This is a genomic window from Stenotrophomonas sp. P5_A9, assembly GCF_056400525.1.
In genome coordinates this window covers 16,169-37,953 of the sequence record NZ_JBFULC010000010.1, presented here as the reverse complement: position 1 = coordinate 37,953, position 21,785 = coordinate 16,169, and the positions used below count along the sequence as shown (strand labels likewise).

The following is a 21,785-nucleotide window of genomic DNA, read 5'->3' as shown; positions in this document are numbered from 1 at the left end:
CCGCACGCGCCAGCCGGCACGCCCGAAGCCGCTGCAGACAGTCCCCGTTCAGCGCCACTTCCTTTAACATACCGCCCGGTCGGTATCTTGAAGGTTGTTTGGAATGACCCCTCTCATCACGGCATATCTGTTCCTGACCGGCGCCATCGTCTCCGAGGTCACCGGCACCCTGCTGCTGCAGAAGACAGCGCAGTTCACCCGGCTGGCCCCTACGGTTGCGATGGCGCTCTGTTACGGGCTGTCGTTCTACCTGCTGAGCCATGCGCTGAAGACCTTGCCGCTCGGCATCGCCTACGCCATCTGGGGCGGGCTTGGCATCGTCCTCACCCTGATCATCAGCGTCACGGTGTTCAAGCAGACCCTGGACTGGCAAGCGATCGTGGGCGTGGCGATGATCGTGGGCGGGGTGGTCGTGATCAACGCGTTCTCCAAAGCGGCGGCGCACTGATGGACGCACTCAAACGGCGCAAGCAGCCCGCGCGGGTTCGCGCGGCCCTGCTCGACGCGGTGGCGCAGGAAGCGGCGCAGCGTGGCCTGGGCGGGGTGACCGTGGTCGGTGTGGCCGAGCGTGCCGGGGTCAGCAAAGGCGCCCTCTTCCATCACTTCGCCAATCGCCAGCAGCTGCTGGAAGCGGCTTACGCCGACGGTCTCCTGCGCTTCGGCGACGAACTCGATGCGATCCTCGCGCGCGACACGCTGGCCCATGGCAGGTTCACACGCGCCTACGTCACCGCAACGTTCGATGCGATGCAGACGGAAGATCGCATTTGGGTGAAGTTCTCGCTCACCGCGCTGGTGGAACCGGCGTTCGCCGACCTCTGGCGAAACTGGCTTGCGGCGCGCCTGGAGGCATTTCCCGCCGAACGCGCCGATCCCCACCTCCGCGCCGCGCGCCTGGCGGCGGACGGGTTCTGGCTGCAGATGCTGGGCTGTTGGCAGGAGGACAGCGACGCGGGAAAACGACAGGTCCTGCTGCAGTGCATCCTGGGTATGACGAAAGGCGAAAGCCCGATGCGGTGATGCTGGTGACCCCGGCCCGATGCTGTTTCATACAATCGGCATTCCCGAAGAAAGGAGACGACGATGCCGGGAAGTACCACTGTTGCCACTGCAGCGCTCATTGATCAGGCGGAGCGAGAGCTGGGCGTTGTGTTTCCAGTTGAACTCAGGGCCGTCTGGCTCACGCACAACTGCACCGAGCTACCGGGTGGGTGGCGATTTTTCCCGGTCTTTGATCCCGGCAACCCGCGGAAGACGGCTGGATCGGTCACGCATGAGAACCTGCGCGGTGCGTGGGGAATCCACCTTCGATCACTTGATCTTGTGGCGCTCGCGTCGAATGGAACCGGCAACCATCTGGTAATGCGGGTTGTGGATGGCGTCGCGATACGAGACATCCTCCATTGGAACCACGAAACCGAAAAGCTGACGCGTTGGAGGCCTGGCACCGATGCCGTGATGCGCGCTGCCCGAACGTCGGCGGAAAGGCTCGCCGCCATTCGCGCCAATCTCATGAAGGACACCCCGCGCACCCGGCTTCCTGCCAGCTAGATTCGCAGAAGCAGACCGGGTATGGACGGGAGTCTTCACCGCCTTCGTCATACGTTCTGCGCGAACGTGTTGATGCCCTGGCTCCCATTGCGCCGGGCCCAGATCCTGGCCGGGCACCTGCTCGCGCCGGTTTCCGAAACCGCCGTCCTCGCGCGCGGTCTGCGCGCTGTGGCTCATATGGTGATGGGCGGCGTGCCACTTCGCCGAGAGCAAATTCTTGCAGGGCAAGCGGACTACGCTACGACGTAAAAATACTACGCACACCTTACGCCCGATGGGGACGATGGTGCGGTCGCCAAACTGCGGTTCTAGACCTTTGGTCAGCTGTGACGAGCTGCGAACTTGTCAACAACTTCGGCCACGAGATTGGCTAGCCGACGTAGAACGGCAGTAACCTCTTCTCCTGGAAATGCGCTGTCGTCCTGGAAGACGAAGGCCGCAGTCGGAGTACTCGTCGGGTCCAGCTCAAACTCCAGCTTTCCCTCATCGAATCCAACTGGCTTACCGTTCTCGTCCTGCCTTACTCGAACCCCTCCCGAAGCGAGAAATGCGCCGTTGGGAATAAGTGAAAGGTGCTTGTCTTGGATGTCCAGATCATGAAGTGCTCTCAGCAGTTGGTTGCCGCCCGTGTAAGGACGCAGCGCCCTGACAATTTCCACGTCCTCCGGAGCCGCACGATCCCATTTGCGGCCCTTAATCGTCGCCTCTAGGTTCTCTGCTGCGTCAGCGAAGGGGAAGTAGACACCCTTTGAACTCCCCCCATTTAGCTTCACGACTTCCACCGCGAGTAGATCAAGACATGCGCGGAGGTTGTGAATTGCGTCGCCTAACGCTACGTTTAGCCCAGCCGGTTCTCCACGCATGACCACGGATAAGTTGTACTTTCCGTCCGCATCGCAGGTTAGATCGCGAGAACACCAATCAGTAGCGAAGTACGCGGCTATTGCGCGCTCCACTTCTAGGATATGTGCTCCTGCTCGCTGCAGCTTTTGCCGCGGCTGCTCAAACAGCTTGCTCGACCCCATGCGGCCCCCAGCATCTTCACTGTGCCAACTGTGCCAGAACGCGGATGAAAGGAAGCGGTTTGCGGCGGAAAGTTCGACCAGCCATGGTTGTAAGCCATTGTTTTTGGTGACCCCGGCCCGATTCGAACGGGCGACCTTCCCCTTAGGAGGGGGACGCTCTATCCAGCTGAGCTACGGGGCCAAATGCCGCACCCGCGACGCAGGTGCAGCCGTGAAGGATACCCACATTCAGCGACGGGACCAAGGCCGCCGCCGCATCGCGTGGGTGGGCCGGATCAGCGGATATCCAGTTCCGGGAAGCCCTTGACCAGTTCGTCCAGCGCCTTCATCTGCACCAGGAACGGTTCCAGTGCGGCCAGCGGCAGTGCGCTGGGGCCGTCGCAGCGGGCGTGGTCCGGGTCGCGGTGGGCTTCCAGGAACAGGCCGGCCAGGCCGAGCGCCATGCCCGAGCGCGCCAATTCGGCCACCTGGCGACGGCGGCCACCGGAGGCGTCGCTGCCGGCGTCACGACGCTGCAGGCTGTGGGTGACATCGAAGATCACCGGCAGACCGCCGGTGGATTCGGTCATCTCGCGGAAGCCCAGCATGTCCACGACCAGGTTGTCGTAACCGAACTGCGCACCGCGCTCGCACAGGATGATGTTCTCGTTGCCCGCTTCGCGGATCTTGGCCGCGATGTGCTTCATCTGCGTGGGGCTGAGGAACTGCGGCTTCTTGACGTTGACCGTGCGGCCGGTGCGCGCGATCGCCTCGACCAGGTCGGTCTGGCGGGCCAGGAACGCCGGAAGCTGCAGCACGTCGACCACCTCGGCCACCGGGGCGGCCTGCGCCACTTCGTGCACGTCGGTGATCACCGGCACGCCGAAACGACGCTTCACCTCTTCGAAGATGCGCAGCCCTTCGTCCAGGCCGACGCCACGATAGGAGGCGATCGAGGAACGGTTGGCCTTGTCGAACGAGGCCTTGAACACATACGGGATGCCGAGCTTGGCGGTCACCGTGCTGAAGTGTTCGGCCGCGTGCAGGGTCGAATCGAGGTCTTCGAGCACGTTGAGGCCGCCAAACAGCACGAATGGCAGACGATTGCCGACAACCACACCTTCCGCAACGGTAACGTTCATTCAGATTCCTGGGGGCGAACAATGGGCGACATTCTATCCGGTTGCAGGGGAAGAGCAGCCGGGCATGGCCCGGCTCTACCTGTTTAGGGCTACCGCGTACGCGCCGGGTGCAGCCGGGCATCGCCTGCGGCGACCGGGTAGAATCGGCGTTCTGCATGCCGCCCCCCACCCTGCCAGCGGCTGCGCCCTTTTTTGATACGCAACAGGAGTTTGCATGTCCTCTGAGCTGCTCAAGGCCCTTGGCCTGGACGCGACCAACGCTGGCACCTATCTGGGCAACGGCGAGTGGTCCACCGCCACCAGTGCCGGTGTGATCACCCCGATCAACCCGACCACCGGTGAAGCGATCGCCACCGTGCACGCCACCACCGACGCCGATTACGAAACCATCATCGCGCGCGCGCAGGAAGCCTTCAAAGTGTGGCGCACCACCCCGGCCCCGCGCCGTGGCGAAGCCGTGCGCCTGTGCGGCGAAGCGCTGCGCGCCAATAAGGATGCGCTGGGTTCGCTGGTCGCCCTGGAAATGGGCAAGAGCAAGCCCGAGGGTGACGGCGAAGTGCAGGAGATGATCGACATCGCCGACTTCGCCGTGGGCCAGAGCCGCATGCTGTATGGCTACACCATGCATTCGGAGCGGCCGGGCCACCGCATGTACGAGCAGTACCAGCCGCTGGGCCTGGTCGGCATCATCAGTGCGTTCAACTTCCCGGTCGCGGTGTGGGCATGGAATTCGTTCCTGGCCACGATCTGCGGCGACATCTGCCTGTGGAAGCCGTCCAACAAGACCCCGCTGACCGCCATCGCCTCGATGCGCATCTGCAATGAAGCGCTGCGCGACGGCGGCTTCCCGGACCTGTTCTTCCTCATCAACGATGCCGGCACCGAGCTGTCGCAGAAGATGGTGGCCGACAAGCGCGTGCCGCTGATCAGTTTCACCGGGTCGACCCAGGTGGGCCGCCAGGTCGCCGAGAAGGTCGCCCATCGCCTGGGTCGTTGCCTGCTGGAACTGGGCGGCAACAACGCCATCATCCTGGACGAAACCGCCGACCTGAAGCTGGCCATCCCGGGCATCGTGTTCGGTGCGGTCGGCACCGCCGGCCAGCGCTGCACCACCACGCGCCGGTTGATCGTGCACGAATCCATCCATGACGACGTGCTGGCCACGCTGATCAAGGCGTACAAGCAGGTGGAAGGCAAGATCGGCGATCCGACCGACCCGGCCAACCTGATGGGCCCGCTCAACAGCGACGGCGCCGTGCAGCAGTTCCTGGCCTCGATCGAGAAGGCCAAGGCCAGCGGCGGCACCGTGGAAACCGGCGGCACCCGCATCGACCGCGCCGGCAACTTCGTGCTGCCGGCCATCGTCACCGGGCTGAAGAACAGCGACGAAGTGGTGCAGCACGAAACCTTCGCGCCGATCCTGTACGTGATGAAGTACAGCACGCTGGATGAAGCCATCGACATGCAGAACGGCGTGCCGCAGGGCCTGTCCTCGTCGATCTTCACCACCAACCTGAAGACCGCAGAGCGCTTCCTGTCGGCGGCCGGCTCGGACTGCGGTATCGCCAACGTCAACATCGGTACGTCCGGTGCGGAAATCGGCGGCGCGTTCGGTGGCGAGAAGGATACCGGCGGTGGCCGCGAGTCCGGTTCGGATGCGTGGAAGGTGTACATGCGCCGCCAGACCAACACCATCAACTACTCCGACTCGCTGCCGCTGGCCCAGGGCATCAAGTTCGACCTGTGATGGCGGGCGCGTCCGAGACCGCTGCCGGCCCGCGCCTGGATTTTTCCGGGCGCCGGGTACTGATTGCCGGTGGCAGCAAGGGCATCGGGCGCGCGATGGCGCTGGCGTTCGCTGCGGCGGGCGCCCGCGTTTCGGTATGCGCACGCGGTGAGCAGGGGCTTGCCGCGCTGCGCGATGACGCCCAGGCGCTTGGCCTGGACGTGCATACCGCGGCTGCGGATCTGGCGGTACTGGACGACATCGGCCGCTGGCTGGCCGATGCGGCCGCTGCCCTGGGCGGCATCGATATTCTGGTCAACAACGCCACCGGCTATGGCATGGCCGACGACGAGGCCGGCTGGGAAGCCAGCCTCAGCGTCGACCTGATGTCGGCGGTGCGCGCCTCGCGACTGGCCCTGCCCTGGCTGCAGCAGTCCAGCGACGCGTGCATTCTCAATCTGGCCTCGATCGCGGCCCAGCAGCCGCGTCCGGGTGCCGCGCCGTATGCCGCGGCCAAGGCGGCGCTGATGCACTACACCACCTCGCAGGCGCTGGCACTGGCGCCGCAGCGGATCCGCGTCAATGCCATTGCACCGGGCTCGATCGAGTTCGAGGATGGGCTGTGGGCGCGCCGCCGTGAGCAGGATCCCACGCTGTACCACGGCACCCTGGCGAAGATTCCGTTCGGCCGCTTCGGGCAGCCGCAGGAGATCGCCAACGCCGCGCTGTTCCTGTGTTCGCCGCTGGCGGGCTGGATCACCGGCCACACCTTGAACGTGGATGGCGGCCAGGTCCTGATGGGCTGAACCCCCGCTTCGCCACGCATGTCATCGCCATCACGGAGGATGCCGGTGGGTGAGCGGGGTGCGCTGGACGCCGCGCGCCTTCGCTCGCACCGACCCGCGCAGGCGGTGCCGGCACCCTGCGGTCGATGGGATAAACCGGCCACAGGCACTATCATGGGCGCATTGCCTTGGAGGAACCGGATGAACCAGCCACTTCGACAAACCAGCGCGTTGGCGGTCGTCAGCCTGGTCATGGGCATCGTCGGCTGGACGCTATTGCCGTTCATCGGCAGCCTCGTTGCGATCATCACCGGGCACATGGCGCGCGCGGACATCCGCCGTCAGCCACAGGCGCTGGAAGGCGACGGGCTGGCGCTTACCGGCCTGATCCTGGGCTGGGTGGCGGTGATCGGCAGCCTGCTGGTGGTGGCTGGGTTCCTGTTGTTCTTCGGTGGACTGGCCCTGTTTGCCGCATCCCAATCGTGAGGTCTTCATGAGCGCATCGGACTCGACCGAACGCTTCAGCAGCCGGGTCGCCGACTACGTCCGCTACCGTCCCGATTACCCGCCGGCCCTGCTGGACTGGCTGCATCACGACATCGGCGTGGCCACCGAAACCCTGGTCGCCGACATCGGCGCCGGCACCGGCATCTCCACCCGCCTGTTCCTGGCCAGCGGCCACCCGGTGATCGCGGTGGAACCCAACGCGGCCATGCGCGCGGCCGCCGAGCAGTGGCTGGCCCCCGATTACCTGCGCCTCAAACTGGTCGACGGCACCGCCGAAGCGACCACGCTGGCCGATGACAGCGTCGGCCTGGTGGCGGCCGCGCAGGCCTTCCACTGGTTCGACACCGACGCGGTGCGCGCCGAATGGGCGCGCATCCTGCACCCGGGCGGGATGGCGCTGGTGTTCTGGAATTCGCGCCTGCTCGATGCCTCGCCGTTCCTGATCGGCTACGAGCAGCTGCTGCTGGAGTTCGGCACCGATTACACCCAGGTCGCCGAGCGCTACCAGGACGACGACGCGATGCGCGCCTGGTTCGGCCCCGGCCTGCGCGGCATGGCCAGCTTCCCCAATGTGCAGCGCATGGATCTCGATGGCCTGCGTGGACGGCTGCTGTCCTCTTCCTACGCCCCGCAGGCCGGGCATCCGCGCCATGCGCCAATGCTGGAGGCCCTGCAGCAACTGTTCGACGCGCATGCCGTGGACGGCCAGGTCGCTTTTGAATACCACACCCGCGCCTTCGTCGGCACGCTGGACTGATAGAACGCCATGTACTCGCTTGCCCGTCCCTTTCTCTTCACCTTCGACGCCGAGCGCGCCCACGGCCTGGGCCTGAGCGCCCTGGAGCTGGCCTACCGCACCGGCACCACGCCGCTGCTGGCCGGCCGCATCGCGCCGTTGCCGACCCAGGCCTTCGGCCTGACGTTTCCCAACCCGGTTGGGCTGGCGGCCGGGCTGGACAAGAACGGTGAGCACATCGACGCGCTGCTGGCACTGGGCTTCGGCTTTGTCGAGATCGGCACGATCACCCCGCGCCCGCAGGCCGGCAATCCCAAGCCGCGGCTGTTCCGGCTGCCGGCGCACCAGGCCATCATCAACCGCATGGGGTTCAACAACCTCGGCGTGGATGCACTGGTGCGCAACGTCGAGCGCGCCAAGCGCCGCAGCGGCCTGCTCGGGATCAACATCGGCAAGAACAAGGACACCCCCAACGAGCAGGCGTTCGACGACTACCAGCACTGCCTGCAGAAGGTGTATCCGCTGGCCGACTACATTACCGTCAACATCTCCTCGCCCAACACCGCCGGCCTGCGTGAGCTGCAGGAAGAGAACGCGCTGCGCCAGCTGGTGTCGCAGCTGCGCGAGAGCCAGGAATCCCTGGCCGCCCAACATGGCAAACGCGTGCCGATGCTGGTCAAGGTGGCACCGGACCTGAGCGACCGCGACATCGATGCCGCCGCGCGCGTGCTCAGCGAGCTGCAGGTCGACGGGGTGATCGCCACCAACACCACCATCGACCGCAGTGCGGTTGCCGGCGACAGGCTGGCGCAGGAAGCTGGCGGCCTGTCCGGTGCGCCGCTGCTCGGCCAATCCACCCTGGTGCTGCGCCGCCTGCGCGCGCGCCTGCCCGAATCGATGCCGCTGATCGGCGTCGGCGGCATCCAGTCCGGCGCTGACGCGGTGGCCAAGATGTCCGCCGGTGCCGCGCTGGTGCAGTGCTACAGCGGCCTGATTTTCCGTGGCCCGGCCCTGGTACAGGACTGCGTGGAGGCCATCCGCCGCCGCCGCGAAGCCCCCAGCCGCGGTGCGGTCGCCCCCCTATGAGTAACGCAATGCCCGCCTGGATCCTCACCGAAAACGCCTCGCTGAAGGCGCTCAACACCTTCCACGTCGACGCCACTGCCGCGCAGCTGCTCGAGCTGCACGACGCGTCGCTGCTGCCGGAGGTGCTGGCGCTGCCGCAGGTCGCCGACGGCCCGCTGCTGGTGCTGGGCAGTGGCAGCAACGTGCTGCTGGCCGGCGATGTGGAGGGCACCGTGCTGGTGTTCGCCAACGCCGACATCCAGATCTTGGAGCACCGCGCCGACCATACCGTGGTGCGCGCCGGGGCCGGGGTGAACTGGCACGGGCTGGTGATGTGGTCGCTGCAGAACGGGCTTTCCGGGCTGGAGAACCTGGCGCTGATTCCCGGCACCGCCGGCGCATCGCCGATCCAGAACATCGGCGCCTACGGTGTGCAGGTGGAAGAATTCATCCAGACCGTGGAAGCCTGGGACCGCGAGGCCGGCGAATGGGTACGGCTGGATACCGAGGCCTGCCAGTTCGGCTACCGCGACAGCGTCTTCAAGCATGCCCCGGACCGCTACCTGATCAGCGCGATCGAACTGCGCCTGCCGCTGCTGCATGAGTTGCGCCTGGGCTACGCCGGGATCAGCGAAGAGATGCAGGCGATGGACGTGGAACTGCCGGCCGCCACCGATGTGGCCAATGCGGTGATCAACATCCGCCGGCGCAAGCTGCCCGATCCGGATGTGCTCGGCAATGCCGGCAGCTTCTTCAAGAACCCGGTGCTGCCGCTGGAACAGGTCGAGGTACTGCTGCAGCACTTCCCCGAGCTGCCGGTGTATCCGGCCGCCGAGGACAGCCGTCGCAAGCTGTCGGCGGCATGGATGATCGAGGCCTGCGGCTGGAAGGGCTACCGCGAGGGCGATGCCGGCGTGTCGCCGGACCATGCGCTGGTGCTGGTCAACCATGGCGCAGCCAGCGGTGAGGACCTGCTGGCCCTGGCGCGGCGGATCTCGGCCTCGGTGCTGGAGAAATTCGGCGTGCCCATTGAACCGGAGCCCCGCCTGATCGGCGCGCAGTGGTGACCCCACCGCTCGCCCTGCCCTCTGCCACTCCCTTGCGTGCGGCACTGTTGATGCTGGGCAGCACGCTGGCGTTTGGTTTGATGGCGGTGGCGATCCGCTACGCCACTGCCCACGTACCCACCCAGGAAGTGGCGTTCTTCCGCAACGCGTTCGGCCTGCTGGTGCTGCTGCCGCTGCTGCTGCGCCCGGGCCGCGGGTCGCTGCGAACCCAGCAGTTGCCGCGTTACCTGCTGCGCAGCGCGATCGGCCTGGCCTCGATGCTGTGCGCGTTCTGGGCGATCGGCCATCTGCCGATGTCGCAGGCGATCTCGCTGTCCTATTCCACCCCGCTGTTCGTCACCATCGCTGCGGTGCTGTGGCTGGGCGAGACCGTGCGCGCGCGCCGCTGGGCCGCGGTCATCATCGGCTTCATCGGCGTGCTGATCATCGTGCGGCCGGGCTCGACCAGCTTTACCCCGGGCACCCTGGTGGCGGTGCTGGCCGCCGTGCTCAGTTCGCTGGTGGCCATCCAGATCAAGCAGCTCACCCGCGTGGACAGCGCCGATGCGGTGGTGCTCTACACCTATCTGTTCTGGGTGCCGCTGTCGCTACTGCCGGCGGTGTTCGTGTGGGTGTGGCCGACCGGCATGGCGTGGCTGTGGCTGGCCGCCACCGGGCTGTTCGGCACCGTCGGCCAGCTGCTGTGGACCCGGGCGCTGCGACTGGGCGAGGTGTCGGCACTGACGCCGATCAGCTTCATGCAGTTGCCGCTGGTGGCCGTGCTGGGCTGGCTGCTGTTTGGCGAGACGCTGGACCGCTGGACCGTGATCGGCGCCGGCATCATCCTCGGCGCCAACGCCTACATCGCCCACCGCGAAGCGGTACTGTCGCGGCGCGCGGCCTCGCAGGCCGCCAGCGCCGGTGCCAAGCCCGGCCAGTAGGTCACGCGGCGGCCGCCGCCCAGCTACGCGCGGCACTGTCGACCACGTTGCCCGGGGCGAACTGCTCGTCCATGTAGCGCAGCGCCTGGCGACGCTGGGTGGGTGGGCGCGAGGCGGCACCCGGCTCCAACAGCAGGTCATGGAACTCCTGCACGTCCTGCAGGATCCGCCAGTGCCGGTAATAGGCGATGCGCGCCGCATCCACGGCCACTTCGCCGTAGCCCTCGCGGAAACACGGGGGATCCTCGCGCCCCCAGCGCCCGCCAACCGCAGCCCCGACCAGCATCAGGTCGCGCTCGCGCGGGGCCAGCATCATCTCGTCCCAATCGATCAGGCACAGGCCGCCATCGGTGCGCAGCAGCAGGTTGCCGGCGTGCAGGTCGCCGTGACACAGCACCCGTAGGATCGGATGCCGGACCAGCCGTTCGCGCAGTTCCACGCAGCGCTGCCAGACCTCGGCGATACGCGGCCGGTGCTGGCGCCACGCACGCAGGTACTGTGCAGACAGATCGTCAGCCAGCGGCCAGCGCGCATCACCACGGCGCAACCAGGCCCCCACGCGCTCCACGGCGGTGTCATCGTCGAAGCCCGGCTGCGCCAGTCCGGCGGCCAGGGTGTCCGGCAAACGCACCTCGTGCACCTGGCGCAGCACCTCGCCCAACCGCCGCCATTGCTGCTGCGACAGCGCTGCCTCGAATCCGGACTGGCCCTCGACATAGGCGAACAAGGTCCACTGCAGGCCTTCGGCGCGTATGGCCGGCGCACCGTCCAGCGTAGGTTGCGGTGCCGCCACCTCACTCAGGCCCAGCGACACGCGCAGATGCTGCAGCACCTGCCACACCGCTTCGTCCACCGCGTAGCGGCGGCACTTCAACCACCAGCGCGTGCCGTCATCGGCGCCAATCTGGTAAACCGTGGCCCCGGCATCGGCACCGGCCGGACGCTGCACCACCGACGTGGCGCGCACGCCCCACGCCTGCGCCAGCACGGCGCCGATCTGCGAAGAAGACAATTCCTGTGGATGCAGCATCAATCCGCCGTGATGCACGAACATGTGCCCACTATCGCAGAATCGAGGCGAACTGGCAGCGTATTGCGTCACGCTGCGACGCGATCTGCACGCTTCCAGACATGGATTCGGACGATTTCTATGTCAGCGCCGCCGTCATCGCCTGCAGCTCGCGCTGTTGCAGCGTGCACGCCTCTTCGCGTTGGAACTGGGTCGCGAACAATGGCACCGCGAACGCGTAACGCAGGCCGTCGTCTTCGCGGCGGATGACGTAGGCCAGCTGCAACCGTGCCAGCGCCCGCCGCAGCGACTCCGGATCAACGACCACCCCAGCCGCATCGAAGTCGGCCAGCAAAGCCTCCAGCGGTACGCCACGCCCGCCGCTGCCGTCCAGCTGCTCGGCCGCGAGCCGGTAGACCACGATGCGGTCAATTCGATTGGCCACCGGATCAGGAGTCAGGCGCGCCCATCCGGCCAACGCATCGAACACCGGCTCGGCCACCAGCGCCGCGTGCAGCTGCGCCGCATCGATCACCCGCTCGCCACGTCCCAGTTGCGCCAGCAACTGCTGGCACACGATCGCCACCAGGTTGGCGCGTCGACCACAGGCGGCCACCAGTCGTCGCGGCAGTTCCGGCGCGGCGTAGTGCACGCCCAGTCTGGCCATGGGTTCGGTCGCCAGCGCCTGGCAGGCCTCGTCTTCCAGGCCGCCAACGTGGATCACCTCGCCAAAGTTGCGCAGCGGCGAGGCAAAATCCAGCGTCACCGCTTCGTACAGATCCCAGAAACCGGCCAGCATGAAGTGGCAGCGCCCTTCCTCGCTGATGGCCCGCAGCGCGCCCAGCTGCGGATAGCCGGCGCCGGCCTCGGCGCGCAGGAACAGGTCGGTTTCATCGATCAGCAGCAACACCCGTCGGCCCTGCGCCTGCGCGGACAAGGCGGCCACCAGCGCATCGATGCCCGCGTCTTCAGGCAGGCCGAGCTCCACCGCCAGGCGTACGCTCAAGCGGTGATCGCGCAGCGACAGGTAACGGCAATGCACGCGCGGATGGCCGGCGAAGCGCCGCTCGATCGCCTTCATCAGGCTCGTCTTGCCCAACTGCCGCCCGCCGACCAACAGGTAGTTGCCCGGCTCGCGATTGAGCACCCGCGCCAGCAGCGCGGCGCGACCGAAGAACGCCGACGGACGGGTGATGCCGCCATGGGTCTGGTAAGGGGAGATCCGGGTGACCTTCAACTGGCGCGTCAGCAGCGCCAGCAGCAGCGCCAACGCGCCCGGCTGCAGCAGCCAGCGGGTCTGCGCGGCCAGATCCAGGCAGACGCACAGGTTGGCCGGGTCATCGGCATGGTCGATCAGCGCCGGCTCGGCCAGCAGCGAGGGGCTGACCACCATCACCACATCCTGGCCATTGGGCATGGCGCGCAATTGCTGCACGATCGCCAGACCGCTCATGCCGGGCTCGGGCAGATACACCCACAGCCGCTCCAGCGCCACCGGCATGGCGTCGGGCAAGGCCCATTCGCGCACGCAGCCGGGCAACGTCCATCCCTGCGCCGGCGTATCGGTGGCGCCGATCCGCGCGGCCAGCAACGCCGCCTGCGCCTCGGCCGATACCTGCGACTGGCGCAGTGCCTCGCGCCAGCGCACGCTGGCCACGCCGGCATCGGCCAGCACGCGCCCGCGCAGGCGCAGCCAGCCCAGTTGCCGATCCAGCGCAGGCAGTGCCGACAGCGGCTGGTCGAACAGACGCCGGGGGTCGCGCACGACATCGGCCACCGCYGGGCGCATGCGATACCAGACCAGGCCCAGCACGATCAACGCCAGCACGGCGATGCCAAGCACCAGGCACAGCCATTCGATGATGGTCCATGGCGTGCGGGCCTGGCAGTCCGGGGTCTGCCAGCGCGATGGCGGCGCCGGGTTGCCGGGCTGGCAGCGCCAGCGCCCACTGGACGGCTCCAGGGTGAACTCCAGCGCCGTGCCGGCCAGCCCGGCACTGGACGGGAACCGATCGGTGAAGCGCACGCGCAACACATAGGGCGCAGGCACCTCGGCCACCACCACCGCCTCGGCCGGATCATGCACGCCGGGCACGGCGATCTCGGCAGGCCACTGCCCTTCGCGCTCCCAATACCCTTGGGCTTCCTCGCGCAGATACATCATGTCGTAGCGTGCGCCCTGCATCAGCATCATGCTTTCGCCATCGTGCGCGATCTTCCACGCCACCCACGGGTTCAACATCGGGGCGACGAACAGACTGCCGACGAACCAGGCCACGGCCGCGATCAGCACCAGCCGCCAGGTTCGCCACCCCGGCAAGCGGCCGACCCGGCTCATGCGGGCAGGCCGGCAAGGCTGTCGATCACCTGCCGCACCGTGCGCCGGATCGCCTCGCAGCGCCATTCCAGCCACGCGCCATCGGCATGCGGGCGTGCGGTGAGCAGGTTGTGCCAGTACAACTGCCGCAGCACCGGATCGACCAGGTAGGGTCGTGCGGGGGCAAGGCGCGGGCGCTCCAGCCACGCCTCGATGGCCGTGCGCGCCATCGGGTCGCGCAGCAGCGGCAACAACGCTTCCCACAGCCGCGGGTGGGTGGACAGCGTGGCGATCACCGCCTCGTCGTCGAGCGTTGCATCGGCTGACGGCGTGGCCAGCAGGGTCAGCGCCGCCTGCGCCAGCAACGGATGGCCGCCGGACAGATGCAGCGCGCGGGCGAGCAGGTAGTCGGGCACGTTGGCCGCGTTGCGCTGCAGGTCCTCGACGCTCAACTCCGGCCACTGTTCGCTGGCGGCGATGTTGAGCAGCGACAGATCGCCGCCCTGGTACTTCAGGTCGGCCAACGCCGCGCCGCCGCAGATCAGCAGATGCAGCGTGCCGCTGTACATCTCACTGAGGCTGCGCAGGATGCCGGCCAGCACATCGCGCGGTCCGGCCGCGCCCTGCTCGAAGCGGCTGACCAGGCAGAACAATGCACCGGGCTGCTGCAGCCGGCGCGCCAGCGCTGCCTCGAAGGCGGTGTCGGACGCTGCATCGTCCAGTCCGCACTGTGCGGCCAGCAGCGCGAAGTAGTCCTGGTCGCCCTCGCCTGCGCGGAACGGCGGCTGCAGATGCAATACGCGGTCGCCACCGTAACGGTGTGCCGCTTCTGCCAGGATGGCTTCGCGCTCGGGCGGCTGGCCCCAGTGGGCCTGGGTCAACAACAGGCTGACCGGGTACGGTCGCAGTGCCTGCAGGCGGTCGAACAGACGCACCACCGTGGCCGGGATCGGCGTGGTCGTGGCCGTGGTCGGCACGGACGCGACCGGCTCCACCGGAAATTCCGGCTCGAAACCGGCCGAGCACAGCAGTGCGTTGCTTTCCGTTTCGGTCAGTCGCAGGTAGTTGGCACATGCCAGCACGCGGTCGCGATGACGACGGCTGGGCAGCGACGCGCCCGAGCGCCAGTTGTTGACCGCCTCGCGGCTGATGCCGATCTCGGCGGCTACGCCGCCTGCGCTGGCCCGGATGCGACGCATGTGACGCGACAGCAGTTCGGCGAACTCCGGGACAGGCATGGGGAAGGACCAGAACGGGCGGGAATCGGCCACCCTACCGTGGCCGTTTCGGCTGTCAACCATGTGCGTGTCCTGCCTGGAAGCCGCTGTTGTCAGGCCGCCGACACGCTGGCCGGCTGGCGCACCACGAACAGCTTGCGGGTCAGCAACAGGAACACCACGAAGACCAGCACGCCGAGCAGGACCACGCCCACCGACAGCCGTCCCAGCACCGCGCCCAGGCTCTTCTGGCCCTGCAGCCGATCCATGCGTTCGAAGCGCGACGGATCGGCGCGCGCATAGGCCACCTCGACCTGCGCGCCCTCCTGCAGATACGGTGCGGCATTGTCTTCGGACGTACTGAATTCGCCGTTCCGGGCCACGCCGTCGACGACGAACTGGTAGCGGAACTGATAGGTGTGGCTCACACGGCCCTTGCGCCGGCTCTCCTCGATATGGTCCAGCTGCACCGGCACCTGCACGCTGACCGCGTCCTTGAGGATCGCTTCGGCCTGGCGGTGGCCGCTGAGCGCCGAGGCGGAAAACACAATGGCCAGGACGACGTAGCCAAGGATGCACAGCCAGCGCGCGGCCTGGGTAAGGCGTACGTGCGAGGTGTCGGAAACAGGAATGCTGATCATGGTGGTCCCCCGGTAGTGATCGCTTTGGCCAGCAGCGGATGTGCGCTGGCACCGGCGAAGTGTGGGGACGGGCGGCGCAGGCGTGAACCGCCAGCACGTCAAGTTGCGATGTTCCGCGCGTGACGATGCGTCAAGCAGGGACGGTCAGAAGAATTCGTCCAGCAGCCGGTAGAACGCCAGCCGCTGTGGGTCGGGCGCGACGCCATAGTGCGCGAAGAACGGCTGCACCCAGGCCTCGCCCAGGGTGTCGGCGATGCTGCGCGCGGCCAAGGCCAGATCCTGGTGACGGTCGGCCACGCCGGCACGACCGCAATCGATGAATCCGCTGAAACGGCCGTCCTTGGCGATCAGGTTGGGCAGGCACGCATCGCCGTGGGTGACCACCAGATCCGCCTGCGGCTGCGCCGGCACCGTGGCCAGCAGTTCGACAAACACCTGGTCTGCCGATCGGCCCTGCCGCTCATCATCGAAATCCTCGGCGTCCACCTGCCCTGCCGCCAGTCTCGCCTTCGCTGCGGCCAGGCGCCGGGACACGCGGTGGTCGAATGGGCAACCCGACACCGGAAGGGCGTGCAGGTGCTTCAACGCCTCGGCCATGAGCACCGCCACCTGCGCTGGCGCCAGCGCGGGCGACGCGGCCAGATCGGCACCGGGCAGCGCGGTCATCAACAGCCAACGGCGGCCGTTTTCCTCCGCGGCATCGAGCACTTCCGGGACCGAAACGCCTTGGGCGTGCAGCCAGCGCAGCCGCGCGATCTCCTCATGGAGTTCGCTGACCTCATCGACCTGCTCGGTCTTCAGGAACCGGTCCGGGCCGTCGCGGTCCTGCACGCGGAACACGTCCGCGCGCGACATGCCAATGGCAAATGCTTCGATACGGATATCGGCCAAGAGGCTGCGCCACGCGGCGGGCAGCATCAGTCCGTCGGCATCCAGCAGTGTAAGTGGCGAGGTCGGCATGCACGCATCCTGCCGTCGCGGAACGAAAATGCAAGCGCCTGCACCGGGTGGCTTCCTGCACGCGACTGGCCTACGCTCGACCCACCGCCACAACCGGGCCTCCCCTTGGGAAACACCGTCCACTTCCGGCTCGCCCGCGCTGACGACCTGCCCGCGCTGATCGGCATCGACAGCGCGGCCGCTCACGACACTCGCCGCGTCGAGCTGCTGCAGCAGTGGGTGGCGGCACGCAGTTGCCACCTGTTGCTGCTTGACGCGCGTGTTGCCGCCTATGGCGTACTCCACCATCATTTCTTCGACAGCGGGTTCATCGAAATGCTGATGGTCGGCGAAGACTTTCGCCGCCTGGGGCTGGGTGAAGCCCTGCTGCAGCATCTGGTGTCACGCTGCGAGCGACCGCGCCTGTTCACCTCCACCAACCAATCCAACGAGCCGATGCACGCCCTGCTGGCGCGCAATGGCTTCATCGTCAGCGGGCAGATCGACAACCTGGATCCAGGCGACCCGGAGACGGTGTTCTTCCGAGACGTCGCAGGCCCGGGTCAGCCTGCGCGCCACTGACTGCGGTGGCGATCGTGGCGGCACCCGCATGAAGCGTGCGGCCACAATGGAAGGCGAATTCCATACGCTTCCAGCAGGCGCCTGATGGTTCCCATGCCGCATGAGAGGGTCGATGCGCTCCCATCCTGCGCAGTCGCACTCCCGAGAGCGAGCGTTTATGGCCAGGCCTGAGAGCTGCCGCCAGGCCAAGCTACGAAAGCGTGATATTGCGACGCGTCATGTAAACGATTACATCCCCTGCTAGCGTTGGCTTCACCTCATACCGAGGGTTGCCGAGGAGAGTTGGATGGGGTTGCCTGCCAATCGCTGCACGGTCCCGCGCACGTCAGCACACGGACGCGCGCGCGCGCTGCTCCTTCCCGCCTTGCTGCTGGCGGTGACCGCTTCGGCGCAGAACCTGCCCCCACGCAGTCAGTGGCAGGCCAGCAGCTCCTCCCAGCAGGTGCCGGCCATGGCGGTCAGCCACCTCATCGACGGCGACCCGAAGACTGTCACCGGCGGCGCCTTCAGCCCCGGCCACTGGTTCCAGGTGGACCTGGGCAAACCGGCCTTGGTCAGCGGTGCACGGATTACCTGGGATGTCTCCAACCCCGAGGGCTACACGCTGCAGACCTCGCTGGACGGCAAGCAGTGGCAGCCCGCCTACACCATGACCGACTCGCTCGGCGGCATCGAAACCCTGTTCTTCGCCCCGCGTCAGGCCCGGTACCTGCGCCTGGCCAGCCCGGACCGCACCTCCGACTGGGGTGTTTCCATCTTCGAGCTGGAGCCCCTGGACAGCACCACCAGCGCGCGCGTGGCCGCGCTCACCCCGCAGCAGGCCGCCGCGCTGTGGCAGGGCGGCGGGGCGGTCTCGGTGCCGCTGCTGAAGAGCAACACCCACGCGTTCGACATCGCCCTGCCCCGCCCGCAAGCCACCACCGGCCTGGTGGTGGAGTGGGCCGGCGCGCACGGTGCGGCGCGGCTGCAGGTGCAGGACACGCACGGTGCCTGGCGCGAATTGGCCACCGATGCGCAGGCCGGTAGCCGCCAGCAGAGCTGGCTGGCCGGCGACGCACCGGTGACCGCCAAGGCGTTGCGCCTGAGCGTGGCCGGCGACGCACCGCAGGTGACGCGCATCCGCCTGCTCGGCCCGAAGGCGGTGATGACGCCGATGAAGCAGTACCAGATCGCTGCCAGCGGCGCGCAACGCGCCCTGTTCCCGGCCTCGCTGCACATGCAGCAGACCTATTGGACCGCGGTGGGCATACACGGCGGCCGGCAGAAATCGATCTTCGACGAGTACGGCAACATCGAGGCGTTCAAGGGCGCGCCCCTGGTGCAGCCGATCTGGCGCAACGCCGACGGCACCGCCGCCAGTGCAGGGCAACGCCCCGTGCAGCATGCGCTGCGCGATGGCTGGAAGCCGATGCCGTCGGCCACCTGGTCGCCACAACCCGGGCTGGAGCTGCGCAGCGAATCGTTTGCGATCGAACGCGATGGCCAGCCGGTCACCTACCTGCGCCACCGCCTGCGCAATACCGGCACCGCGCCGGTGGACGGCACCCTGGCCCTGGTGGTGCGACCGATGCAGATGAACCCGCCGTGGCAGAACGGCGGTCTGTCACCGATCCGCGAGATCGCCATCGACGGCCGCAGCGTGCGCGTCAATGGTCGCCGCCTGCTGCAGTCGTTGAGCGCGGTGGACGCGGCCGGTGCGGCGCCGTTTGGACCCGATGGCAGCACCGAGATCACTGCAGCGATCGCCAGCGGCACAGTGCCCACGGCGCAGCAGGCCACCGACACCCGCGGCCTGGCCGCAGCCGCGCTGGGCTACCGCGTGCAGCTGGCACCTGGAGAGACCCGTTCTGTTGTGGTGGCCTTCCCGCTCGGTACCGCGGCGCCCGGTCCCGATGGCGCGTTGCCCGAAGCGCCAGCGCTCGATCTGGCCGATGCCCCGCGCGACGCCGATGCCGCCTTCGACGCACTGGCCACGCGCGCATCCAACGACTGGCAGGCGCGCCTGGGCCAGGTCGGCCTGCGCCTGCCCGATTCCTCACTGGTGGACATGCTGCGCGCACAGGCCGCCTACATGCTGATCAACCAGACCGGCCCGGCCATGCAGCCCGGACCACGCAACTACAACCGCTCCTTCATCCGCGACGGCATGGCCACCTCGGCGGTGCTGCTGCGCATGGGCGAAGCCCAGGTCGCGCGCGACTACCTGGCCTGGTACAGCGAACACGGCGTGCATGCCAACGGGCTGGTCTCGCCGATCCTCAACGACGATGGCAGCGTCAACACCGGCTTCGGGTCGGATATCGAGTACGACAGCCAGGGCCAGTACGTGACGCTGGTGGCCGATGTCGCCCGGCTCGACGGCGGTCCCGAATCGGTGCGCGCCTACCTGCCCAAGGTAAAGGCGGCACTGCGTTTCCTGCAGGAACTGCGCGAGCGCACGCTGGTGCCCGGCTACATGGCCAGCCAACCTTCGCCGGAACGCTTCGCCGGCATCCTCGCCCCGTCGATCAGCCATGAGGGCTACCCCTCGCCCACGCACAGTTACTGGGACGACTACTGGGGACTGAAGGGCTGGCACGACGGCGCGTGGCTGGCCGAATCACTGGGCGATCACGATACCGCCGCGTGGGCGCGTGCGCAGTACACGGCGCTGCACGATGCACTCGCCGCCTCGATCCGCGCGACGATGGCGTGGAAGGGCATCGACTTCATCCCGTCCTCGGCCGACCTGGGCGACGGCGATCCCACGGGCGTGTCGATCGCGCTGGACCCGACCGGCGCCCAGGATGTCTTGCCGCCGGACGCGCTGCGCACCACCTTCGCGCGGTATCTGGACGATGTGCGCAAGCGCGGCCAGCCCGGTGCGTTGTACGCCTACACGCCATACGAAATCCGCAACGTGCTCAGCTATGTGCACCTCGGCCAGCCCGAGGCCGCCGACGAACTGCTGCAGGGCCTGCTGCACGACCGCCGTCCGCTGGAATGGCAGGTATTGGCCGAAGTGGTGCACTCGCGGCTGCGCTTCCCGCGCTACCTCGGCGACATGCCGCACACCTGGATTGGTGCCGAGTACGGTCGCACGCTGTTCGGGATGCTGATGCGCGAAGACGATGATGCGCTGTCGCTGCTGCCCGGTACGCCGCCGTCATGGGTGGCCGGTGATGGTCTGGCCATCGACCGCCTGCCCACCGCCTACGGCACGTTGCAGCTGCAGGCGCGACAACAGGACGCGGCCTTGCGGCTCACGCTCGGCTCGGGCCTGCGCAAGGATGCCGCGGTGCGCGTGTGGTGGCCGTCGCGGACGCGGCCGACCAGCGTGCGCGTGGATGGGCGTGCGGTGAGTGACTTCGATGCCGATGGCGTGCGGTTGAAGCAGCCATTCCGCACCCTTGAGGCGCGCTGGTAACCCGGCAAGGCAGCCGGGCATGGCCCGGCTCTACAAAACCGCAGTGCGGCCCGATCCGCATCGCCACCGCGTCAACGCACCCGGTAGAGCCGAGCCATGCTCGGCTGCTCCACCCCTCACAGGTTGGGCAACCCCGGCCGATCGGTCTGCGATTGCGCCACCGCCTCTTCGCTCACGTTCCAGCGCGGGAGTCGATCCGGACTGCCCACATGCGAGGCAGGGCACCGCCGGTGTCTACCGCGATCGCGGTCAGACGCTGCCCTCATGCTCATGCAGGGTGATCAGCGACTCCATCAGGTCCTCGTCCGCACTCGCGCAGACGGCCAGCAGCACGGCTTCCTCGCAGCCGCCATCGACGATGTATGCGTGGCCCATCTGGCTGTCGATATAGATACCCTCCCCGGTTTCCAGCACCACCGGATCGTAGAACTCGGTGTGCACCTGGATGCGCCCCTCGATCACGTGCACATACTCCTCGCCAGGATGGCGGACCAGCTCGCCGAACTCGGCCGTGGTCTTGGCGCGCACCTTGGTGATGATCGGGATCATCCGCTTGCGCCGCAGCTCGGTGCACAGATAGAAGTAGTCGTAGTTGTCGGTCTTGATCCGCAGCGCCTTGTCCAGCGTACCGAGGCTGCGCCGGGCGGTCACCGGCTTGGGCGCGGTGTCGGTCTCCGGCTCGCAGAACAGCTCGGACATGCGCAGGTTCAGCCGCTGCGACAGGTGCTGGAGCTTGTCGTAGGTCAAGGTCAGGCGGTCGTGCTCGATCTTGGACAACGTGGACAGGGGAATGTCGGTGTGTTCGCTCATTTCCTTGAGCGTCCAACCCTGACGGGTGCGCAGGCCGCGCAGCAGGGTTCCGAGCGTGGGGCTCTTCGGACTCATCAACAGGACCTTTGGGCTATTGCCAGTGAAGTTGGCAATACGATACTACGCGCCGATGAATGTCATCCTGATCAGGATGGTTTATGGCGCTTGAGCGCCCGATTGCCCTGTCCACACTCCGGCAGTGTGTTCGTATCGCCTCGCCGAATGACACCATTTCTGCCCTCTAAACGTCACATTCAGATCCCGCACGCAGCGTCGGGCACGATCACGCGCATTTGACATTTCTCTGATCAGGAATATTGTTGTCTGATCGAGACGTTTTTGACCCAGCCGTGGTTTGCGT

At 67.3% G+C, this 21,785-nt stretch carries 20 protein-coding genes and 1 tRNA gene; 12 read left to right on the top strand and 9 right to left on the bottom strand.

Features of this window, described 5'->3' with window-relative positions; translation table 11 throughout:
* The first annotated feature begins 103 nt into the window (after nt 1-103).
* The 3 genes from AC1DR7_RS04985 (at nt 104) to AC1DR7_RS04975 (ending at nt 1,551) form a co-directional block, all read left to right on the top strand.
* On the top strand, nt 104-448 hold the full coding sequence (locus AC1DR7_RS04985; protein WP_306175361.1) for a DMT family transporter: 345 nt from the start codon (nt 104-106) through the stop codon (nt 446-448).
* Entirely contained in the window at nt 448-1,020 is a 573-nt protein-coding gene (locus AC1DR7_RS04980; RefSeq protein WP_478052752.1) for a TetR family transcriptional regulator, read from the top strand. Before AC1DR7_RS04985 ends, AC1DR7_RS04980 begins: the two co-directional genes overlap by 1 nt.
* A 63-nt stretch (nt 1,021-1,083) precedes the next feature.
* Nucleotides 1,084-1,551, top strand: a complete 468-nt coding sequence (locus tag AC1DR7_RS04975; protein WP_457321355.1) for an SMI1/KNR4 family protein — start codon at nt 1,084-1,086, stop codon at nt 1,549-1,551.
* A gap of 320 nt (nt 1,552-1,871) precedes the next feature.
* Here the strand turns inward: AC1DR7_RS04975 and AC1DR7_RS04970 are convergent, their stop codons facing one another.
* The 3 genes from AC1DR7_RS04970 to kdsA form a co-directional block, all read right to left on the bottom strand.
* Nucleotides 1,872-2,576 carry a hypothetical protein gene (locus tag AC1DR7_RS04970; protein ID WP_457321357.1) on the bottom strand — a complete coding sequence of 235 codons (705 nt, stop codon included), beginning with the start codon at nt 2,574-2,576 and terminating at the stop codon, nt 1,872-1,874.
* 104 nt (nt 2,577-2,680) lie between these two features.
* Nucleotides 2,681-2,757: transfer RNA gene (locus tag AC1DR7_RS04965), tRNA-Arg, on the bottom strand.
* A gap of 94 nt (nt 2,758-2,851) precedes the next feature.
* Complete coding sequence (gene kdsA, locus AC1DR7_RS04960; protein ID WP_256773926.1) at nt 2,852-3,697, bottom strand: 3-deoxy-8-phosphooctulonate synthase; 846 nt, start codon at nt 3,695-3,697, stop codon at nt 2,852-2,854.
* Nucleotides 3,698-3,911: 214 nt separating this feature from the next.
* On the opposite strand from kdsA, the gene amaB reads away from it, so the two are divergent.
* From amaB to AC1DR7_RS04925, 7 genes are all read left to right on the top strand, one after another.
* Entirely contained in the window at nt 3,912-5,444 is a 1,533-nt protein-coding gene (gene amaB, locus AC1DR7_RS04955; RefSeq protein WP_256773927.1) for an L-piperidine-6-carboxylate dehydrogenase, read from the top strand.
* Nucleotides 5,444-6,229 carry an SDR family NAD(P)-dependent oxidoreductase gene (locus AC1DR7_RS04950; protein ID WP_457321143.1) on the top strand — a complete coding sequence of 262 codons (786 nt, stop codon included), beginning with the start codon at nt 5,444-5,446 and terminating at the stop codon, nt 6,227-6,229. The genes amaB and AC1DR7_RS04950 overlap by 1 nt, the downstream gene beginning before the upstream one ends.
* Before the next feature lie 180 nt (nt 6,230-6,409).
* A complete protein-coding gene (locus AC1DR7_RS04945) occupies nt 6,410-6,694 on the top strand; it encodes a DUF4190 domain-containing protein (protein ID WP_457321145.1) in 285 nt (94 codons plus the stop codon).
* 7 nt (nt 6,695-6,701) lie between these two features.
* Entirely contained in the window at nt 6,702-7,472 is a 771-nt protein-coding gene (locus tag AC1DR7_RS04940; protein WP_478051743.1) for a class I SAM-dependent methyltransferase, read from the top strand.
* 9 nt (nt 7,473-7,481) lie between these two features.
* The gene (locus AC1DR7_RS04935) at nt 7,482-8,537 is read left to right on the top strand and encodes a quinone-dependent dihydroorotate dehydrogenase (RefSeq protein ID WP_457320837.1); all 1,056 of its coding nucleotides are present in this window, start codon (nt 7,482-7,484) and stop codon (nt 8,535-8,537) included.
* The gene (gene murB / locus AC1DR7_RS04930; RefSeq protein WP_457320839.1) at nt 8,534-9,583 is read left to right on the top strand and encodes a UDP-N-acetylmuramate dehydrogenase; all 1,050 of its coding nucleotides are present in this window, start codon (nt 8,534-8,536) and stop codon (nt 9,581-9,583) included. The genes AC1DR7_RS04935 and murB overlap by 4 nt, the downstream gene beginning before the upstream one ends.
* A gap of 32 nt (nt 9,584-9,615) precedes the next feature.
* The gene (locus AC1DR7_RS04925) at nt 9,616-10,503 is read left to right on the top strand and encodes a DMT family transporter (RefSeq protein WP_457320842.1); all 888 of its coding nucleotides are present in this window, start codon (nt 9,616-9,618) and stop codon (nt 10,501-10,503) included.
* Nucleotide 10,504: 1 nt separating this feature from the next.
* Here AC1DR7_RS04925 and AC1DR7_RS04920 read toward each other — a convergent pair whose 3' ends face one another.
* The 5 genes from AC1DR7_RS04920 to AC1DR7_RS04900 all read right to left on the bottom strand — a co-directional run bounded on the left by AC1DR7_RS04920 (nt 10,505) and on the right by AC1DR7_RS04900 (nt 16,647).
* The gene (locus AC1DR7_RS04920; protein ID WP_478051709.1) at nt 10,505-11,557 is read right to left on the bottom strand and encodes a phosphotransferase enzyme family protein; all 1,053 of its coding nucleotides are present in this window, start codon (nt 11,555-11,557) and stop codon (nt 10,505-10,507) included.
* A gap of 94 nt (nt 11,558-11,651) precedes the next feature.
* A complete protein-coding gene (locus tag AC1DR7_RS04915; RefSeq protein WP_478051708.1) occupies nt 11,652-13,850 on the bottom strand; it encodes a hypothetical protein in 2,199 nt (732 codons plus the stop codon).
* Nucleotides 13,847-15,130: a hypothetical protein gene (locus AC1DR7_RS04910; protein ID WP_478052751.1), complete on the bottom strand. Its 1,284-nt coding sequence runs from the start codon at nt 15,128-15,130 to the stop codon at nt 13,847-13,849. Before AC1DR7_RS04910 ends, AC1DR7_RS04915 begins: the two co-directional genes overlap by 4 nt.
* Nucleotides 15,131-15,159: 29 nt before the next feature.
* The gene (locus AC1DR7_RS04905) at nt 15,160-15,687 is read right to left on the bottom strand and encodes a DUF3592 domain-containing protein (RefSeq protein ID WP_457321052.1); all 528 of its coding nucleotides are present in this window, start codon (nt 15,685-15,687) and stop codon (nt 15,160-15,162) included.
* 144 nt (nt 15,688-15,831) lie between these two features.
* Nucleotides 15,832-16,647: an APH(3')-II family aminoglycoside O-phosphotransferase gene (locus AC1DR7_RS04900; RefSeq protein WP_457321054.1), complete on the bottom strand. Its 816-nt coding sequence runs from the start codon at nt 16,645-16,647 to the stop codon at nt 15,832-15,834.
* Between the two features lie 105 nt (nt 16,648-16,752).
* On the opposite strand from AC1DR7_RS04900, the gene AC1DR7_RS04895 reads away from it, so the two are divergent.
* Both AC1DR7_RS04895 and AC1DR7_RS04890 read left to right on the top strand, forming a co-directional pair.
* Nucleotides 16,753-17,208, top strand: coding sequence for a GNAT family N-acetyltransferase (locus AC1DR7_RS04895; RefSeq protein WP_457321056.1), 456 nt, complete (start codon nt 16,753-16,755; stop codon nt 17,206-17,208).
* A 286-nt stretch (nt 17,209-17,494) separates the two neighbouring features.
* Nucleotides 17,495-20,614 carry a galactose-binding domain-containing protein gene (locus AC1DR7_RS04890; protein ID WP_478052750.1) on the top strand — a complete coding sequence of 1,040 codons (3,120 nt, stop codon included), beginning with the start codon at nt 17,495-17,497 and terminating at the stop codon, nt 20,612-20,614.
* Between the two features lie 249 nt (nt 20,615-20,863).
* Here the strand turns inward: AC1DR7_RS04890 and AC1DR7_RS04885 are convergent, their stop codons facing one another.
* Nucleotides 20,864-21,499, bottom strand: coding sequence for a helix-turn-helix domain-containing protein (locus tag AC1DR7_RS04885; RefSeq protein ID WP_457320775.1), 636 nt, complete (start codon nt 21,497-21,499; stop codon nt 20,864-20,866).
* Nucleotides 21,500-21,785 lie beyond the last annotated feature (286 nt).

Coding starts and splice junctions, on each gene's coding strand:
- AC1DR7_RS04970 (WP_457321357.1), bottom strand. CDS start 2,576: ATGGGGTCGAGCAAGCTGTTTGAGCAGCCGCGGCAAAAGCTGCAGCGA.
- AC1DR7_RS04905 (WP_457321052.1), bottom strand. CDS start 15,687: ATGATCAGCATTCCTGTTTCCGACACCTCGCACGTACGCCTTACCCAG.
- kdsA (WP_256773926.1), bottom strand. CDS start 3,697: ATGAACGTTACCGTTGCGGAAGGTGTGGTTGTCGGCAATCGTCTGCCA.
- amaB (WP_256773927.1), top strand. CDS start 3,912: ATGTCCTCTGAGCTGCTCAAGGCCCTTGGCCTGGACGCGACCAACGCT.
- AC1DR7_RS04980 (WP_478052752.1), top strand. CDS start 448: ATGGACGCACTCAAACGGCGCAAGCAGCCCGCGCGGGTTCGCGCGGCC.
- AC1DR7_RS04935 (WP_457320837.1), top strand. CDS start 7,482: ATGTACTCGCTTGCCCGTCCCTTTCTCTTCACCTTCGACGCCGAGCGC.
- AC1DR7_RS04950 (WP_457321143.1), top strand. CDS start 5,444: ATGGCGGGCGCGTCCGAGACCGCTGCCGGCCCGCGCCTGGATTTTTCC.
- AC1DR7_RS04985 (WP_306175361.1), top strand. CDS start 104: ATGACCCCTCTCATCACGGCATATCTGTTCCTGACCGGCGCCATCGTC.
- AC1DR7_RS04885 (WP_457320775.1), bottom strand. CDS start 21,499: ATGAGTCCGAAGAGCCCCACGCTCGGAACCCTGCTGCGCGGCCTGCGC.
- AC1DR7_RS04920 (WP_478051709.1), bottom strand. CDS start 11,557: ATGTTCGTGCATCACGGCGGATTGATGCTGCATCCACAGGAATTGTCT.
- AC1DR7_RS04890 (WP_478052750.1), top strand. CDS start 17,495: ATGGGGTTGCCTGCCAATCGCTGCACGGTCCCGCGCACGTCAGCACAC.
- murB (WP_457320839.1), top strand. CDS start 8,534: ATGAGTAACGCAATGCCCGCCTGGATCCTCACCGAAAACGCCTCGCTG.
- AC1DR7_RS04910 (WP_478052751.1), bottom strand. CDS start 15,130: ATGGTTGACAGCCGAAACGGCCACGGTAGGGTGGCCGATTCCCGCCCG.
- AC1DR7_RS04945 (WP_457321145.1), top strand. CDS start 6,410: ATGAACCAGCCACTTCGACAAACCAGCGCGTTGGCGGTCGTCAGCCTG.
- AC1DR7_RS04940 (WP_478051743.1), top strand. CDS start 6,702: ATGAGCGCATCGGACTCGACCGAACGCTTCAGCAGCCGGGTCGCCGAC.
- AC1DR7_RS04975 (WP_457321355.1), top strand. CDS start 1,084: ATGCCGGGAAGTACCACTGTTGCCACTGCAGCGCTCATTGATCAGGCG.
- AC1DR7_RS04900 (WP_457321054.1), bottom strand. CDS start 16,647: ATGCCGACCTCGCCACTTACACTGCTGGATGCCGACGGACTGATGCTG.